We start from the raw sequence: 17620 nt of genomic DNA on the forward strand, positions 1-17620 counted from the left end.
TCCCTGACACCGGCGGTAACAGCGGCTCAATCCGCGCCCACGCGCGATCCGTCAACTCACCACGACCCACCACAACCCAAGATCAAACCAGACCGCGCCGCTAGATCAATTACAGGACAGAACCTAGTCCGCACCGTCCGGTCGGGAAGCGCCTCTGTCACGGCCGGCCTCGGCCGCTGCCTGGTTGGCATCGCCGCTGGTCGCCGCGCGCGAGGCCAGTTCTCGGTAGGTGAGCGGGGTGCGCTCGAAGCGGCCCTCGTGAGCGGCGATGGCGTCGCGCCGTTGGCGGTGCTCGGGGTGGCGCGCTTCGAACTCCCTGCGCGCCTCCACCGCCCGGCGCCAGTGCGTGACGGTGTCCCGATCCCCGTTGTTGAGGCCTTCCCAGGATCGCGGCGCCGACGTCATCGGCGCAGGGGGTGCGGCGAGCCCGTGCATCGAGGGGGAGGGCGGGCGGCGTCTGGTCGTCGCTCCGCAGTCCGGGCAATCGGGCGCCGGCGAGGACCACGAGGGGACCATGCGCTCGAACCTGGTCCCGCAGGTGCAGGCGTAGTCGTACATCGGCATGACCAGCTCACCTCCGAGTGCGGTGCCCGGCCCGCGAGCGGGCCGGGCGGTGGGTCACGTGTAGTAGTTGCCCGGGCCGGTTCGGAGCCGGGTGATCTGCTCCGGGTCGTGCCCGTAGATCACCTGCGCGTTCGTCCGCTCCTGGATGCCGCGGATCTTCTCCACGGATTCCAGCCAGGCCACCGAGTCGTAAACGATGCCCGCGCCGATGGCCGGCGGACCGTAGGACTCCTTGCGGTACAACGAGTCCGAGGCGAAGAGCATGGTTCCGGCGTCGGCGAGGTCGACCTGCAGGCTCATCGTTCCCCACGTGTGGCCGGGGGTGCGCAGCAGCGTGACGCCGGGCAGCAGCTCGGTGTCCTCGTTGATCGTGCTCATCTCCAGCCCGTCGTAGTCGGACTTGATGTGCGCGCCCTTGTTGTAGCCGTCGAAGGAGAACGCGCCCTCCTTCTCCTTCTCGTCGACGATGATCGTCGTGCCGGCCCGCTGCCAGAACTGCGCGTTGGCCGCGTGGTCCATGTGCAGGTGCGACAGGACCAGGTAGTCGATGTCGTCGGGTGCCAGGTCCAGCTGCTTCAACCTGGAGTCGAGCCACTCCTCCTCGGGAGCTTTGTCGACCGGGAAGAACTGGTCGAGGCCGGTCGGGCCCCAGCGGTCCTCCCAGTCCCGCGGGACTCCTGCGTCCCACATCAACTTCTGACCGTTCGGGTGTTCCACGTAGACGACGTGCGTGGGCACTTCGACCCAGTCGCGCTGCTTGTCGGGCTGGTTCCGCGTCGCCATCCGGGACGGGTCGATCAGCAGCCAGGTGAGGTCGGCGTGCATCGTTCCCGTCGGGATGATCGTGACCTTGATCTTGTCGTTGTCGGACATCTCGAGCCTCCCTCACTCGTGCACGATGACCCCGCGGATGAGCTTTCCGTCCTTGAGGTCCTGGTAGCCCTCGTTGACCTGGTCGAGCGAGTACGTCTGGGTGATGAGCTCGTCGAGCTTGAGACGACCGGCGTTCCACAACCGCAGCAGCTTGACGATGTCGTACTGCGGGTTGCACGAGCCGAACTGCGCGCCCCTGATGACCTTCTCGTTGCGGGTGAACATCGCGCTGGGGAGCTGGATGGTCAGGTTCTCCGGGTTGGCCTGCCCGACCACGACGATGGTGCCGCCCTTGCCGACGATGTCGAAGGCCTGGCGGACGACGATCTCGTCCATGACGCCGACCGTCAGGATCGCTTGGTCGGCGCCTTGGCCCCAGGTCAGCTCGTTGACCTTGGCGGCGGCTTCGTCGGCGTCGGCGAAGGCGTGGCTCGCGCCGAGCTTGAGCGCGGTGTCGCGCTTGAACTCCACCGGGTCGACGACCACCACGTACTTGGCCCCGGCGTAGGCCGCGCCCTGCACGGAGTTGATGCCGACACCGCCCGATCCGTAGATGACCGCGGTGTCACCGACTTTCACGCCGCCCGCGTTGACCGCGGAGCCCCAGCCGGTCGGCACACCGCAGCCGGCGAGAACCGCCACCTCCAGCGGGAGCCACGGGTCGACCTTGACCGCCGAGCGGGCCGGGATCGTGGCGCGCTCGGAGAACGTGCCGAGCATGCACATCCCGCCCAGGTCCCGGCCGTCGCGGTGGTAGCGGAAGGTGCCGTCGGGCATGTGGCCCTTGAGGATGTTCGCGCCCAGGTCGCACAGGTTCGAATGCCCGGAGGCGCAGTACCGGCAGATGCCGCAGCTGGGCATGAAGCTGCACACCACGTGGTCGCCGGGTTCGACGTGGGTCACGCCGGGCCCGACCGCCTCGATGATCCCGGCGCCCTCGTGGCCACCGACGATGGGGTACCGGGGCGCATTGCCGTAGACGCCGTCGGTCAGGTGGAGATCGGAGTGGCACAACCCGGAGGCGGTGAACTTGATCCGCACCTCCCCGACGCGTGGTTCGTCGACCTCGAGTTCGACGATCTCGAATTCCTTGCTTCCCTCTTCCAGGACTGCAGCGCGGGTCTTCATCGATCACCTCTGCGGGCGTTGTGGAAGTGCGAGGACGCTGGTGGCGGGGCCGGGTGGTGCGCGGCCCGTTCCTGCAGTGACGTCGGTGGCGGCGGAGTCTGCGATTGCTGCCGGAGTGGACACCGGCCGACTGCCGGGAACCGGCACTCAGATATGTACGGCCAAAGCTTCGCCAGTGTCTCGCCGGCCTTCGAGGGTGTCAAACCGGAAATCGGAGAGATGAGTTCACGTCCGGGACGTTATCGCTGGAAGTGGGCGTTGACAGCCTGTGTTCGCGCTTGCAGGATTGGCCGTACATTGTCGTCGACCTGCGCGGTGCTCCGCGGCGATCCTGGTTCCGGGCTCGCGTGGCATGGGCCGTGCGCGATCGGGAGCGCGGATGGACTCGGCCGCTGAGGCGCTGGCGCGATGGGCGCACGAACTCGTCCCCGATGCCGAGGACCTGGGGCTTGCGCAGCGCTCCTTGGTCGACACCCTCGCGGTCACCCTCGCCGCCCGCGATGACGACCTGGTGCGGATCTCCGCCGGGTTACCCGACGCGGCGCGCTGGGCTGCGGTCGGGCACGTCCTGGACTTCGACGACCTGCACATGGAGTCCACCGCTCACATCAGCGTGGTGTGCGTGCCCGCGACGCTCGCGGCGGGCGGCGATGCGCGCGCCTACCTGGCCGGTGCGGGTGTCATGGCACGGATCGGGATGGCGCTGGGCTGGTCGCACTACGCGAGCGGGTGGCACGCGACCTGCACCGCCGGTGCGCCCGCTGCCGCCGTCTGCGCCGCCGTGGCTCTCGGGTTGTCGCGCGAGCAGATCGCGACGGCGATGGCCCTGGCGGTTCCGGCCGCCGGGGGAGTGCAGCGCGCGTTCGGGTCGTCGGGCAAGTCGTTGCAGGTCGGGTTCGCCGCGGATGCCGGTGTTCGCGCGGCTCGGCTGGCGGCCGCCGGGGCCACGGCCGACCCGACCGCGGTGGACGCCTGGCTGCGCCTGGTGGGAGGCGATCCCGAGCGGATCGACGTGACCGGACCCGCGGTTCCCGGTGGTCTGGCGATCAAGATGTTCCCCTGCTGCTACGCGCTGCAACGGCCGATCAGCGCGCTGCGCGAACAGCTCCCCGCGCCGATCACCCCGGCCGAGGTGACCGGGATCGAGGTGCGCACCCCGGCCTGCGCGGTGCAGCCGCTGATCCACCACCGCCCGAACACCGGTCTGCAGGGCAAGTTCAGCATGGAGTACGCCGTGGCCACCGTGTTGCTGGACCCCCACCCCGGCTTCGGCAGCTTCACGGACCGGGCGGTCAACCGCCCCGAGGCCCAGCGCCTGCTGAAGCTCGTGAAGGTGACCGAAACACCCGGTGGTGACTGGCTTCTCGCTGGACAGGTCGCCATCACCGCGACGCTGGCGGACGGGACGCGGCACGACGTCGCCCTGCAGCTCCCCCCGGGATCACCCGGACGCCCACCGTCCGAACAGGACATGACGGCCAAGATCGCCGACTGCGGCGAGGACGTCCCAGCCTTGCTGTCCGATGTGGACTGGCATCGAGCTGTGAAGCTCCTGGCCGAGCATCTTCCCGGGGAAGTCGTCCACGACCAGGAGAAGGAACCCGCGTGAACAGCCTCAACGAACAAGAGCAGGCCATCGTCGACACCGTCCGCGACTTCGTCGACCGCGACGTGCGCCCGGTGGCTCGCGAGCTGGAGCACGCCAACGACTACCCCGAGAAGCTGATCGAGCAGATGAAGCGGCTCGGCATCTTCGGCCTGGCCATCCCCGAGCCGTACGGGGAGGTCGCGGTGTCCACGGCGTGCTACGCACAGGTCACCGAGCAGCTCGCGCGCGGCTGGATGAGCCTGGCGGGGGCCATGGGCGGGCACACCGTGGTCTCCAAGCTGATCCACACCTTCGGCACCGAGCAGCAGAAGCAGCGCTACCTGCCGAAGATGGCCACCGGCGAGATCCGGGCGACCATGGCGCTGACCGAACCCGGCGGCGGCTCCGACCTGCAGGCGCTTACCACCAGCGCGCGCCGCGACGGCGATCACTACGTGATCAACGGTGCGAAGACCTGGATCACCAACGCCCGCCGATCGCAGCTGGTCGCACTGCTGTGCAAGACCGATCCGGACGCCGAACCCCGGCACCGGGGCATCAGCATCATCCTCGTGGAGCACGGCGAGGGGTTCACGGTCTCCAAGGACCTGCCCAAACTCGGTTACAAGGGCGTGGAGAGCTGCGAGCTGTCCTTCGACGACCACCGCGCACCCGTCGACGCGCTGCTCGGCGAGGAGGAAGGCCGCGGTTTCGCCCAGATGATGAAGGGCTTGGAGATCGGCCGCATCCAGGTCGCCTCCCGGGCACTGGGCGTGGCTCGCGCAGCGCTCGACGACGCGCTGCGCTACTCGCAGGAGCGGGAGAGCTTCGGCAAACCGATCTGGAAGCACCAGTCCGTCGGCAACCACCTCGCCGACATGGCCACGCAGTACACCGCCGCGCGCCAGCTGGTGCTGCACGCGGCCGACCGCTACGACAGCGGGCAGCGGTGCGACATGGAAGCGGGCATGGCCAAGCTGTTCGCCTCCGAGGCCGCCATGGAGATCGCCCTCGACGCGGTCCGCGTGCACGGCGGCTACGGCTACTCCACCGAGTTCGACGTGGAGCGCTACTTCCGCGACGCGCCGCTGATGATCGTCGGCGAGGGCACCAACGAGATCCAGCGCAACGTCATCGCCTCCCAACTGGTCGCGCGCGGGGGACTCGATGCATGATCAGCTCATGATCACCGCGCATCGGCGACCGACGGGCTGTCGGCCATGAGCACCCGGGAGCACGGCGGCGAAGCGGCGTACAAGGTCCTCGCCCGCGAGCTGCGGCAGGCGATCCTGCAGCGCCGCTACGTCGACGGCGCGCGGCTGCCCACCGAGGCGGAGCTGGCCGACGAGTACGAGGTCAGCCGCCAGACGGTGCGCCGCGCCTTCCACGACCTCGTCGCCGAGGGCATGGTCTACCGCGTTCCCGGCAGGGGCACGTTCGCCGCGCCCCGAGACGGTCAGTACCTGCGCCAGTTCGGTTCCATCGAGGACCTCATGGGGCTGTCGCTGGACACCCAGCTCGAAGTGCTGCGGCCGTTGCGGCGCAAGGTCGATATCGACGCGGCCAGCAGGCTCCGGTTGGACAGCGACGTCGTGCACACCGTGGTCTTCCGCCGCACCCACGAGGGCGACTCCTTCTGCCACACGACGGTGCACCTGCACCCGGCGGCGGCCGCCGCGCTCGGCGACGTGCCGGAGCTGGCGGAGGCCGGAGCCGTCAGCGACGCCACGATCATCGGCCTGCTCGACACGCGGTTGCCGACGCCGATCGCCGAGGCCGAGCAGAGCATCACCGCCGCCTCCGCGGATCAGACGCTCGCCGACGCGCTCGGGTGCGGCGTCGGTGATCCGCTGCTGCGCGTGGACCGCATCTACCTCACCACCGATCAGCAGCCCGTCGAGCTGGCCATCAACCACTTCTTGCCCGAGCAGTACTCGTATCGCGTGAAACTCCGCCGCAGCACCCACTAGCGCTGCGTCGTTCGACACCGGGAGGAAAGCCCATGCTGCCGCTGGAGGGCATCGTCGTGGTCGCCCTGGAACAGGCCGTTGCCGCACCGTTCGCGACCCGCCAGCTGGCCGACCTCGGCGCGCGGGTGATCAAGGTCGAACGGGCCGGCGGCGATTTCGCCCGCGACTACGACACCACGGTCAACGGGATGGCCAGCCACTTCGTGTGGCTCAACCGGAACAAGGAGAGCGTCGTCCTGGACCTCAAGTCCGACGAGGGGCGGCGGACGATGGACAAGCTGCTCGCCAAGGCCGACGCGTTCCTGCAGAACCTCGCGCCCGGCGCGGCGGCGAGGCTGGGCTTCGGTGCAGAGGAGCTGCGCTCCCGCCACCCGAGGCTGATCGTCGGCGACCTGTCCGGCTACGGCAGCGATGGCCCGTACCGCGACAAGAAGGCCTACGACCTGCTGGTGCAGTGCGAAGCCGGGCTGGTCTCCATCACGGGCGGCCGCGACGAGCCCGCGAAGTCCGGGATCTCGGTGGCCGACATCGCGGGCGGGATGTACGCCTACACCGGGGTGCTCACCGCCCTCTACGAGCGCGAACGCACCGGCGAGGGAAGCGCTTTCGAGGTGTCCTTGCTGGACGCCCTCGCGGAGTGGATGGGGTTTCCCTACTACTACACGGTCTACGGCGGCAAGTCGCCTGCGCGCACCGGTGCGCGGCACGCCGCGATCGCCCCGTACGGCCCGTTCCGCACGGGTGGGGGAGCGCAGGTGTTCCTCGCGGTCCAGAACGACCGCGAGTGGCGGAAGCTCTGCGAGCAAGTGCTGGCGCTGCCCGAGCTCGTGGAGGACCCGAGGTTCGCGACCAACCCCGATCGCGTGGACCACGAGCGGGAACTCACCACGGCGATCGAGACGGCGTTCGCCGAACTCGCTGCCGACGAGGTCGTCGCACGCCTGGACCGCGCGCAGATCGCCAACGCCCGGATGCGCACCGTGGAGGAGTTCGCCGACCACCCGCAACTCGCGGACCGGAACCGCTGGCACGAGGTCGATTCGCCCGTGGGGCCGCTGCGAGCCCTGCAACCCCCGGTGACCCTCGCCGGCCGCGCACCCCGCATGGACCGCATCCCCGACGTCGGCGAGCACACCGACGCCGTCCTGGCAGAGCTGGACGACGACCCCGCCTGACGAGAGATCTCGAACTCCGGCCCGCCTTCGTCGTCCGTGCGGCGCGGTCCGGGGTGGCGCAGACTCGGGGGAGTGCCGTCCGGACTGGAGAGCGACGCATGGGCAGGGTGATCAGCGACATCACGGTCTCGGCCGACGGGTACTCCGCCGGGCCGAACCAGAGCGAGCAACGACCGTTCGGCGACGACGGCGGTGACGGCTGGGGCAGCGAGCTGCACGCGTGGATGTTCGACAGCGCCGACGAGAGCCGCGCCGAGATCGACAGGGTGGCCGCCGCGGGCGCGTTCATCATGGGCCGCAACATGTTCGGCCCGGTGCGCGGCGAATGGGACCGCCCGTGGAACGGCTGGTGGGGTGACGATCCTCCGTTCCACGCGCCCGTTTTCGTCCTCACCCACCACGCGCGCGAACCGCAGCCGATGGACGGCGGCACCACGTACCACTTCGTCACCGACGGGATCGTGTCGGCGCTCGCCCAGGCGCGCGCCGCCGCAGGCCACCGCGACGTGGCGGTCCAGGGCGGCGCGACCACCATCAACCAGTACCTGGCCGCAGGTCTGGTCGACGAGCTGCGGCTGCACATCGTGCCGCTCACCCTCGGCGCGGGCACCCGCATGTTCGAGGGCGTACCACCGCTGAACCTGGAGCAGATCACCTCCCGAGGTGCGAGCCGAGTCACCCACGTGACCTACGCAGTGCGCCCCTGAGCCGGGCGGCGGCGACTCGCGAAGGCACGAGCCTTGCTGCGATTACCGCAAACCTGCATGGAGCACCAGCGGCGACTGCGGTTCTTGGTCGAATCCCAGAACACCCACCCGCAGTCCTCGGCGGGGCAGCGCTTGATCCGATCCACCTCCCCGGTGATCCGCACCGTGGCCACCGCTGCGGCCAGCGCCGCGAGCGCGCGCGAGGTGCCGGCCAGTTCGGGCCCGGGTTGCAACGCGGCCCCGGGGCTCAGCGCGACCAGCAGGGGCAGTTCGCGCATCACGACGTCGGCGTCGGCGAGCACGTGCGCGCGCTGGTCCTCCGTGCCCAGCGCCTCGCGGACTCCGCCGCGCAACCGGAGGCAGCGATCGTGGTCGGCCTCGGTCACCGTCGGCGTTCGAGGCGCGAGCTGGTTGTCCACCAGCCAGCGGGCGAGGTCCGCGGGCTCGCGCAGCGCGTCGGTGCCCTCCTCGATGTCGAGGGTGTTGGCGAAGGCCATGACCACTGCCGCGTGCGAGGACGGTTCCACGGTGATGCACCTCCTCGGTAACCGGTCAACGCGATGACAGGTTACCCGTTCGCGGGATGGACCGGCATTCATCCGCCACCCATACTACCCACCTAAATCTGTTTGCCGGTTACTCGAGGTGGGGGCGATGGCGGAACCACTCGCAGCGCGATCCGTTGACCGCAGCGGGCGCAACACGTTGGTGCTGGTGGTGTTCACCGCGATCACCAACCTCGCCGACGGAGTGCTGAAGATGGCGCTTCCGCTGTTGGCCACCACGCTCACCCGCTCACCTGCGCTGGTTGCCGCCGTCTCCATGGCGCTGACGCTGCCGTGGCTGCTCATCGCGCTGCACGTGGGCGTGGCGGTGGACCGGTTCGACCGGCGCGCGTTGCTCTGGGTGGCCAACGGGATGCGCCTGCTGACCCTCACCGCGTTGCTGACCGCCTGGACCTCGCATGCGATGACCTTGCCGCTGCTGCTGGTCGCAGGTGCGGTCCTGGGGGTGGCCGAGGTCATCGCGCTGACCTCGGCGATGGCCCTGACCCCGGCTGCCGTCGGACCGCGCTGGCGGGAACGGGCCAACGCCTGGATCACCGGTGCCGAGACGGTGTGCAACGAGTTCTGCGGTCCGTTCGTGGGCGGTCTGCTCGTCGCGGTCGGCAGCACCTTCGCCCTCGGCGCCACCGCCGCCGGATACGTCTTGGCAACGGTCGTGCTGGTGTTCCTCATCGGGCGCTTCCGCGTCCCGCGTGAGCCCGCGAGGAACGTGAGCGTGAGCGGTCGGATCGGGGAGGGGCTGCGCTACCTGTGGGAGCGTCGGCTGCTGCGCCTCATGGCGCTGGTGCTGACCGTGCTGTGCGCGTGCTGGGGAGCGTGGCTCGCGCTGATGCCGCTGATGGCCACGACCGTGCTCGGTCTGGGGCCACGCGAGTACGGGATGCTGCTCAGCGCCCTCGGAGTCGGCGGACTCGTCGGGGCGCTGACCGTGACGACCGCGAACCGCCTCCTCGGCAGGCGCTGGGTGTTGTTCGCCGACCTCATGGCACCTTCGCCATGGTCATCGCCCCGGTGTTGACCACCGGCCCGTGGGTGCTCGCGGCCGGTGCCTTCCTCGGTGGCATGGGTGGCACGTTGTGGGCGGTCAACGCGCGCACTCTCGCCCAGCTCCTCGTTGAACCGGAGATGATGGGCCGCTACAGCGCTGTCGCGAGGTTGTTCAGCTGGGGCGCGATGCCCGTCGGAGCGGGCGCGGTCGGGCTGCTCGCGGAGTTCTTCGGCATGCGCGCCGCGCTCATCGTGTTCGCAGTTGCCGTCCTGGCCACGATCCCACCGTTCCTGCGCACCGTCACGCCGCAGGTCCTGGCGAGTGTGCGCGGGGGTGAGCAGCTGGCTGATTCTGGGGCGACGTGGTGATGTTGAGAACTTCGATATTCGTCCACAGTGGATCTATCCGGCGATCGGGGCTGACCTGCGTAGCACCGGACGCTCGGTGGGCGAGCGTCCGGTGCGACGGACGTGGTGGGTCTACCGCTGTTCGACGGTGGCGGCGCGAACGCCTCCGCCGCTGGACTGGGCGCACACCTCGGGCGGGCAGGCGCGGACGTTGCGGTTGCGGACGGTCCAGGAGCCGTCGGCGGCGACGGTGGCGGTGCCCAGCGGGGCCGCAGTGGTGTCGCAGGTGGTTCCGACGACGCCACCTCGATAAACGCTCACCGTCTTCCCGGTTCCAGCGGGCGAGACCGCTCCGTTGACCGCAGCTCGTTGGGCTTCCACTGGGCCCGCGTGATGGCCACGACATCGGTGCCCTCCGCGGGCGCCCCCCAAGATCTGCTCGGTTTCGACGATGGTCGCCTGGAGCGCGCCTCGCTCGGTCCTGTAGTAGCCCTCGGCTTCCAGGAGAAGTCCCTCATGCCCCTCGAGGTCGGCGAAGGTCTTCTCGTCGCCGGCGCCGTCGACGATCCTCGCCGGCCAGCGCGGGTCGCCGTTCAGCTCGACCTTCGCCCCTGCGACGGTGATGCTCTGCTCGTCGGGTGCCACACCCATTGATGATCCGACCAGAACGTTCTCGGCGAACTCGACGTACACCGATTCCGCCTCGAAGGTCAGGCAGGACTGCGTCGGATCGTTCGGAGCAGGGGTGTACGTGGCGGTGCCGTGCGCGATGACGGTCGCGGCGCCCTCGATCGTGGGCAGCGCGGGATTCATGAGATCGGTCAACGTGATGTCGCCCGTTTCCTGGCCCAGGTTCTGGGTCTTGACCAGGAGTTCGTCCGGGATGTGCAACGTCGCACCGTTCACGGTCATTGGTCCGGGCCGCTTCGTCGACATCCGAGATCCTGCCCTCGAACTCCAGAAGTTCTCCGCGGGATCCGTGGGCGGGGCGTGGCTCACCGGGACTGCCGGTGGCTCCCCGCAGATGCCGGCGGCGGGTGCGACCCACTCCCGACACCGACCAACGCCGCAGCCAGACCGATGGACGCCAACACCGCGACCGCACGCTGCCTCCTCCTCTGCGTTCTCACCTTCTGCAACATCTGAAATCCTCCTCGGCCCGATGCGGGTTCTCGTCGCTGCTTCCCCTGAAACATCGCGTGGTCCGAAAATGGCCCATCGATGTGCACCTCGGAAGCCCAGAAGAGGGTGGGCACCAGCCCCCCGAAACTGGGGTCGAGCTCTCGCTGGTCAGCAGAGCATTTCCGGATTGCTCACGCGGCTTTACCTTGGCGGCGGGGTTTTCACGGCTGATGGCGATGCGAGGCGAGTGGAGGCGGCTGGCCAGGAGCGTGCCTGGCAGGAGCCGGGGATGCAGCTTCTACTCCGCGCCGGATCGGAAGTGGAGGACGTCGCAGTCCTGTCGGCGCTCTCGGTTTGCGGTGTCACGGTCCGAAGGAGGCCGGAACGGATCGGCCGGGTGATCGGATGTGCTGATCAGCCGGCCGTGGGGGTGTGATCGGTCAGGCCCCGCGCCAGACCGGGGGGCGCTTCTCGGCGAAGGCTCGGGCGCCTTCTTGGGCGTCGGCGGAGCGGAAGACCGGTGAGGCGATCTCGGACTGGCGGCTGAACGCTTCGGCGTCGGTCCAGTCGACGGCACCGGCGACGATCTGCTTGGTGGCGCGGACCGCGAGCGGCCCGTTCTCGGCGATCCGGGCGGCCAGCGCGCGGGCCTCGTCGAGGGCGTGGCCCGGTTCGGTGAGGGCGTTGACCATGCCGTGCTGGTGCGCGACCTCGGCGTTGAGCGGGTCACCGGTGAGCGCGACCTGCATCGCCAGCTGGTAGGGCAGCGTCTTGGGCAGCCGCAGCAGCCCGCCCGCGGCGGCGACCAGGCTGCGCTTGACCTCGGGCAGCCCGAACTTGGCGTCGCGGGCCGCCACGATGAGGTCCGCGCTGAGAGCGAGCTCGCAGCCGCCGGCCAGCGCCCAGCCTTCGACCGCCGCGATCAGCGGCTTGGTCGGGGGCTTCTCGGTGAGGCCGCCGAATCCGCGTCCGGGGATGTTGGGCCGCTCGCCGCGGGTGAAGGCCTTGAGGTCCATGCCCGCGGAGAACGTGCCACCGGCCCCGGTGAGGATGGCGATGGTCAGGTCCGAGCGCGCTTCGAACTCGTCGATGGCGGCGGCGATGCCGTCGGCGACCGAGCGATCGACGGCGTTGCGGGCCTCGGGGCGGTTGATGGTGATCAGGGCTACCCCGTCGGCGAACTCCGTCAGGACGCTGTCGGTCATAGCGGTGTCTCCTTCGCTCTGCTGTACCGCACCGAGCATGCGTCGCCGTCGATCAGTCGGCAAGGACCCGTTGTTGAGGCGTTGCGGGGAGAACCACAGCGGCGTCGTGGCGAGCTCGCCACGACGCCGCTGAAGAACCTGAGGTGGTGCGAGCCGAGCCCGCACCTGAGCAGGACCTAGTGCAGCGTCTGCGGCGTTCGTTCCTCGGCCGGTTCCGGTTCGGCGGGCACGGGCACCTGGCGCGGGACGAACTCCGTGCTCAGGTCCTTCCAGAAGCTGACGGCGACGCCGATGAGGATGAGCAGGAACGGTGCCGAGCTGACGATCACCATCTGCTGCAGCGAGTCCAGACCGCCCGCCGCGAGCAGCGCGATCGCCGCCGCGCCGGTCACCGCGCCCCAGAGGGCGAGGATCCACGAGGGCGGGTTCTCGGTGCCGCGGCTGGTCAGCATGCTGAGCACGAAGGTGTTGGCGTCGGCTCCGGAGACGAAGAACAGCACCACGAGCACGATCGTCACCAGTGAGGTGACCGTCGACAGCGGCAGCGACTGGAGGGTGGCGAAGAACGCCGAGTTCTCGTCCCCGGCCGCGGCCACCGCGATCTTGGTGCTGCCGATGAGGTCGCTGTGGATCGCGGTGCCTCCGAAGGCGGTGAACCAGAGCGAGAACACCACGCTGGGCACCAGCAGCACGCCCACGACGAACTCCCGGATCGTGCGGCCCCGCGAGATCCGGGCCAGGAACACGCCCACGAAGGCCGCCCAGGACAGCCACCAGGCGAGCATGAAGTAGGTCCACGACTGCATGAAGTCGAGGTCGCCGCTGGCCGGGGTGATCAGGCTCGTCGACACCAGCTCGCTGACGTAGCGGCCGATCGACTGCACGTAGAGGTCGACCAGGTAGATGGTGGGTCCGACGACCAGGACGAACACGAACAGCAGCGCCCCCAGGCCCATGCTGGTCTCGGAGAGGAACCGGATGCCGCGAGCGACACCGGTCAGCGCCGAGGCGGTGAACAGCAGCGTGATGACCGCGATGATCGCGAACTGCACCGGCCGGGAGGTGGGGATGCCGAACAGGGCGGTGAACCCGCCGTTGATCTGCAGGGCTCCCAGCCCGAGCGAGGTGGTGGTGCCGAACAGCGTGGCCAGAACCGCGAACACGTCGATCGCGCCGCCCGCGACTCCATCGACGCGACGGCCGAGCAGCGGCCGGAACAGGGCGCTGACCAGGCCGGGACGACCTCGGCGGAACATCGACCAGGACATCGCGAGCCCGACGACGGCGAAGATGCCCCAGGCGTGCAGGCCCCAGTCGAAGAACGAGAACTGCATCGCGGTGACCGCCGAGCCCGGCGTCATCGGCTGCGCCAGGCCGTGCGGTGGCTCGGCGAGGTGGGAGATCGGCTCGGTGACGCCGTAGGAGATCAGGCCGATCCCCATCACCGCCGAGAGGATCATCGCGTACCAGGTGACGCGGCGGAAGGCGGGCCGCTCGTCGTCGCGGCCGAGGCGCAGGCTGCCGTAGCGGGAGCACGCGAGGAAGGCCAGGAAGGCCAGGAACCCGAGCGAGACCAGCAGGTACGCCCAGCCGAAGCCCCGCGTGATTCCGTCGAGCGCGCCGGAGCCGACCCGCGACAGCGAGTCGCCGGCGGCGGCGCCCCACACGGCGATCGCCAGCGCCAGGGCGAGCGAGACGTACAGGACCGGCCCGGGCCGCCGTTGATCGGACGGCGCGGTGGTTGATTCAGACAATCGGTGACTCCGTGAGCTGGGGAAACGACGATGGGACGACCTGTCGTGGGCACGCGTGATGCCGTCGCGGGGAAGACCGTGACGCCGGGACCGACATGACGCTCGTGCTTCGGAAGAGGTCTCCGTGACTGGGTCGGCGGCGTGGGGACGGGGTTGGGCCGCTGCGCGGGGGATCACCGGCGGATGCGTGCGCTGCGGTTTTGGGGGTTTTGCCGTTGCTCGCAACATCGGCGACAACGTTCGCGCTGGTCAAGCTCGCCGGAGCGGGAAGCAAGTTTACCCGTCGGGACGAGCCCCCAGGTGCGCGGGGCGGCCCCCGGCCACCGCGTCGAAACCGCCGAAGATCCCGGCGGATGCGGTGCGCACACGCCGGGTGACGGCGTCGGGACGCGCGGTGGCCGAGACTTGATCCGCGCGCCAGGCGCGGGCGGCCACCCCGGCGCCGTCGTGGCCGGATCCGGACGGGCTCCGCGCGCAGCCCCTCCGCCGCGGCGGGTGCCCGGGGCGCTGCGGTGCCAGGGTCGAAAGTCCTGGGCGTGCGCTCGCGCCGTGCTGGTAGCGTCCACTGTGGAGGGAGGGTGTCGACACGCTCTGCGATGACTTCTGCGGTGCTGTGCGGGAGAGTCGGTACCGTGCAGCACGGGAGCCACCCGCGACCGCTTCTCGTCCGCGCGAAGGGACTCGACGCATGACCGATTCCGCCGGCCGTTCGGTGCCCGCCGCCGAGGCGCCGCAGCGAGGTGATGTCAGCAGCGGGAGCGAACCGGAGTCGCCGTTGCTCCGGGCGCTCGCGGATGACGGTGTGCCGGCGGACGCCTCACCACGCCGGCGCGCCGAGTACGCCTACGACGCCTCCAACTACCGCGTCGAACCGCTGGCGGTCGTGTTCCCGCGCACCACCGACGACGTCGTGGCCGCCGTCGAGGCGTGCCGGACCACCGGGACTCCGATCATCGCCCGAGGTGGCGGGACCTCGATGGCGGGCAACGCCGTCGGTCCCGGACTGGTCCTCGAATTCTCCCGGCACATGGACCAGGTCGGCGCCATCGACGAGGACGCCGGGACGGTCGACGTGCAACCCGGCGTCGTCCTCGCGACGCTGACGCGCGAGGTCGAGCGCGGCACCGGTGGTCGTCGCACGTTCGCGCCGGATCCCTCGTCGAAGAACCGGGCCACGGTGGGCGGGGCGATCGGCAACGACGCCTGCGGCAACCACTCCGTGCGCTACGGCCGCACGTCCGACCACGTCGCCGAGATCGACCTCGTGACGTCGGACGGCGCGCGGCTGACGGCGACCGAAGCGGGGCTGCGCGCCACCGATCCCGCCGACTCCGCCTCCGCGGCGCGAGCGGACGCCCTCGTCGCCTCGTTGGCCGGGCTCGCGCAGGAGCACCTGAGCGCGTTCCGGCTCGAACTCGGCCGCATCCCGCGGCAGGTCTCCGGCTACCACCTGGAGAACCTGCTGCCGGAGAAGTTCAACGTCGCTCGCGCGGTCGTCGGCTCCGAGGGGACCTGGGCCGTGGTGGTGGGTGCGCGCATGAAGCTGGTGCCGAAACCGGCCAGCGCGCTGCTGGTCTGCCTCGGCTACCAGGACGTGGTCGACGCCGCCCGCGACGTCCCGACGATCCTGGAGTTCTCCCCGGCCGCGGTCGAGGGCACCGATGAGGCCATCGTCGCCACGATGCGCCACCGCCGGGGCCCGGATTCGGTGCTGGGGCTGCCCGAGGGCCGGGCGTGGCTGTTCGTGGACCTCGACGGCGACGACCCGGAATCGGTGCGCGCCCAGGCGGACCGGCTGCTCGACCGGCTCGGTGAGAACGGCCGGCTCGTGCAGGGCCGCAAGGCCGCCGACCCCGCCGAGCGCGCGTCGCTGTGGCGGGTCCGCGAGGACGGCGCGGGCCTGTCCTCCCGCCTGGCGTCGGGCGGTGAGTCCTGGCCCGGTTGGGAGGACGCCGCCGTCGCCCCGGAACGGCTCGCCGACTACCTCGCCGACCTCCGCGAACTCCTGGCCGAGCACGAGCTCACCGGGGTGATGTACGGGCACTTCGGCGCCGGCTGCATGCACATCCGCATCACCTACGACCTGCGCACCGGCGAGGGCCGGCGGGTCTTCCGCGAGTTCACCCGGCAGGCGGCGGAACTCGTCGTCCGGCACGGTGGTTCGCTCTCCGGCGAGCACGGCGACGGCCGCGCCCGGTCCGAACTGCTGTCCATCATGTACTCGCCGGAGGTGATGGCCGCCTTCGCCGAGTGCCGGAAGCTGTGGGATTCAGCGGGAATCCTCAACCCCGGCTCGGTGACCGATCCCGACCCGATGGACGGCCACCTGGCGCTCGCCGGTGTGCCGGACCGCGAGTGGCGCACCAGCTTCGAGTTGAGCCCGGCGTCGGCCGGGCGGGACCCGTGGGTCCACGCCGTGCAGGGCTGCATCGGCGTGGGCCGGTGCCGCGCGGACACCGGGGGCGTGATGTGCCCGAGCTTCCGCGCCACGCGGGACGAGAAGGACTCGACGCGCGGCCGCGCCCGCGTGCTGCAGGAAGTCGTCCGGGGCGCCCGCACGGTGGAGGAGGGCTGGCGGTCGGAGGAGGCCCGGGAGGTGCTGGACCTGTGCCTGTCGTGCAAGGCGTGCGCGACCGACTGCCCTGCGGGCGTCGACATGGCCACCTACAAGTCGGAGTTCTTCGACCACTACTACCGAGGCCGCCGCAGGCCGCGATCCCACTACTCGCTGGGCTGGCTCCCGCGCTGGCTGAAGCTGACCGGGCGCGTCTCGGGCTTGGTCAACGCCGTCCTGGCGACGCCGCTGGCCAAGGCCGCGGCGGCAGCGGGCGGACTCACGACCAAGCGCGCACTGCCCAGGTTCGCCCGCGCGGGGGAATGGCGCCGCGAGATCACCGACGCCGGAGCGCGGGGATCGGCGGTGCTGTTCGTCGACACCTTCACCCGGGGGTTCCGGCCCGAGGTCGCCGGTGCCGCCGCGCGCGTCCTCGGCGACGCCGGTGAGACCGTCGCGTGCTCGGCGGACGCCTGCTGCGGTCTGACCTGGATCTCCACCGGCCAGCTCGGCACCGCCAAGCGCCTGCTGGCCAAGACGGCCGCCGCGCTCGACGACGGCACGGACCGGCCGATCGTCGTCGTCGAACCGAGCTGCGCCGCCGCGCTGCGCAAGGACCTGCCCGAACTCGTCCACACCGAGCAGGCGAGGCGGGTCGCCTCGCGCGTGCGCAGCTTCGCCGCCCACGTCGCCGACCGGGTGTCGGGAGGGTGGGTGCCGTCGCCGGCACGGCCCGCGCCGCAGCGGGCCGTGCTCCAGACGCACTGCCACGAGCACTCGGTGTTCGGCGCCGCGGCGCAGCGGAGAGCTCTCGAGGCGGCCGGGGTCGGCGAGGTCGTCGACGCGACCGGATGTTGCGGCGTGGCGGGCAACTTCGGCTTCGAAGCCGAGCACTACGACGTGAGCATGCTCGTCGCCGAGAACGCCCTCGCACCGGCGCTCCGCAGCACGGGCGGCGACGTCGCCGTGCTCACCGACGGCTTCTCGTGCGCCCGGCAGGTCGACCAGCTCGCCCCGAGCAGGCCCGGCCTGCACCTCGCCCAACTCCTCGACCCCGGCCCGACCCGAGCGGAGTAGCG

15 protein-coding genes are annotated in these 17620 nt (G+C 70.5%); 8 read left to right on the forward strand and 7 right to left on the reverse strand.

Going from position 1 to position 17620, the window contains the following annotated elements:
* Positions 1-123: 123 nt before the first annotated feature.
* Genes E1202_RS21590 through E1202_RS21600 form a run of 3 tightly spaced genes read right to left on the reverse strand, consistent with a single transcriptional unit; the run spans position 124 to position 2565 of the window.
* Complete coding sequence (locus E1202_RS21590) at positions 124-564, reverse strand: FmdB family zinc ribbon protein (protein WP_132684967.1); 441 nt, start codon at positions 562-564, stop codon at positions 124-126.
* Between the two features lie 54 nt (positions 565-618).
* Entirely contained in the window at positions 619-1437 is an 819-nt protein-coding gene (locus tag E1202_RS21595; protein ID WP_132684968.1) for an N-acyl homoserine lactonase family protein, read from the reverse strand.
* A 12-nt stretch (positions 1438-1449) separates the two neighbouring features.
* Positions 1450-2565 carry an NDMA-dependent alcohol dehydrogenase gene (locus E1202_RS21600; RefSeq protein WP_132684969.1) on the reverse strand — a complete coding sequence of 372 codons (1116 nt, stop codon included), beginning with the start codon at positions 2563-2565 and terminating at the stop codon, positions 1450-1452.
* 379 nt (positions 2566-2944) lie between these two features.
* On the opposite strand from E1202_RS21600, the gene E1202_RS21605 reads away from it, so the two are divergent.
* The 5 genes from E1202_RS21605 (at position 2945) to E1202_RS21625 (ending at position 8005) form a co-directional block, all read left to right on the forward strand.
* Positions 2945-4174, forward strand: a complete 1230-nt coding sequence (locus E1202_RS21605; protein ID WP_132684970.1) for an MmgE/PrpD family protein — start codon at positions 2945-2947, stop codon at positions 4172-4174.
* Positions 4171-5328, forward strand: coding sequence for an acyl-CoA dehydrogenase family protein (locus E1202_RS21610; RefSeq protein ID WP_132684971.1), 1158 nt, complete (start codon positions 4171-4173; stop codon positions 5326-5328). The genes E1202_RS21605 and E1202_RS21610 overlap by 4 nt, the downstream gene beginning before the upstream one ends.
* 45 nt (positions 5329-5373) lie before the next feature.
* The gene (locus E1202_RS21615) at positions 5374-6123 is read left to right on the forward strand and encodes a GntR family transcriptional regulator (protein WP_132684972.1); all 750 of its coding nucleotides are present in this window, start codon (positions 5374-5376) and stop codon (positions 6121-6123) included.
* Positions 6124-6155: 32 nt separating this feature from the next.
* On the forward strand, positions 6156-7298 hold the full coding sequence (locus E1202_RS21620) for a CaiB/BaiF CoA transferase family protein (RefSeq protein WP_132684973.1): 1143 nt from the start codon (positions 6156-6158) through the stop codon (positions 7296-7298).
* Positions 7299-7396: 98 nt separating this feature from the next.
* Positions 7397-8005, forward strand: a complete 609-nt coding sequence (locus E1202_RS21625; RefSeq protein WP_132684974.1) for a dihydrofolate reductase family protein — start codon at positions 7397-7399, stop codon at positions 8003-8005.
* Here the strand turns inward: E1202_RS21625 and E1202_RS21630 are convergent.
* Positions 7987-8532, reverse strand: coding sequence for a CGNR zinc finger domain-containing protein (locus E1202_RS21630; RefSeq protein WP_235878822.1), 546 nt, complete (start codon positions 8530-8532; stop codon positions 7987-7989). The genes E1202_RS21625 and E1202_RS21630 overlap by 19 nt on opposite strands.
* Positions 8533-8659: 127 nt before the next feature.
* Here E1202_RS21630 and E1202_RS21635 point away from each other — a divergent pair, with 127 nt between their 5' ends.
* A complete protein-coding gene (locus E1202_RS21635; protein ID WP_207918849.1) occupies positions 8660-9589 on the forward strand; it encodes an MFS transporter in 930 nt (309 codons plus the stop codon).
* Positions 9568-9927 carry an MFS transporter gene (locus E1202_RS31885; protein WP_207918850.1) on the forward strand — a complete coding sequence of 120 codons (360 nt, stop codon included), beginning with the start codon at positions 9568-9570 and terminating at the stop codon, positions 9925-9927. The genes E1202_RS21635 and E1202_RS31885 overlap by 22 nt, the downstream gene beginning before the upstream one ends.
* A gap of 111 nt (positions 9928-10038) precedes the next feature.
* Here E1202_RS31885 and E1202_RS21640 read toward each other — a convergent pair whose 3' ends face one another.
* The 3 genes from E1202_RS21640 to E1202_RS21650 all read right to left on the reverse strand — a co-directional run bounded on the left by E1202_RS21640 (position 10039) and on the right by E1202_RS21650 (position 13987).
* The gene (locus E1202_RS21640; protein WP_132684976.1) at positions 10039-10818 is read right to left on the reverse strand and encodes a hypothetical protein; all 780 of its coding nucleotides are present in this window, start codon (positions 10816-10818) and stop codon (positions 10039-10041) included.
* Between the two features lie 650 nt (positions 10819-11468).
* Positions 11469-12233, reverse strand: coding sequence for a crotonase/enoyl-CoA hydratase family protein (locus E1202_RS21645; RefSeq protein WP_132684977.1), 765 nt, complete (start codon positions 12231-12233; stop codon positions 11469-11471).
* Between the two features lie 176 nt (positions 12234-12409).
* Positions 12410-13987, reverse strand: a complete 1578-nt coding sequence (locus E1202_RS21650; protein ID WP_132684978.1) for a BCCT family transporter — start codon at positions 13985-13987, stop codon at positions 12410-12412.
* 688 nt (positions 13988-14675) lie between these two features.
* On the opposite strand from E1202_RS21650, the gene E1202_RS21655 reads away from it, so the two are divergent.
* On the forward strand, positions 14676-17618 hold the full coding sequence (locus E1202_RS21655) for an FAD-binding and (Fe-S)-binding domain-containing protein (protein WP_132684979.1): 2943 nt from the start codon (positions 14676-14678) through the stop codon (positions 17616-17618).
* The last annotated feature ends 2 nt before the right edge of the window (positions 17619-17620 follow it).

The organism is Saccharopolyspora karakumensis, from assembly GCF_004349225.1.
GTDB lineage: Bacteria > Actinomycetota > Actinomycetes > Mycobacteriales > Pseudonocardiaceae > Saccharopolyspora > Saccharopolyspora endophytica.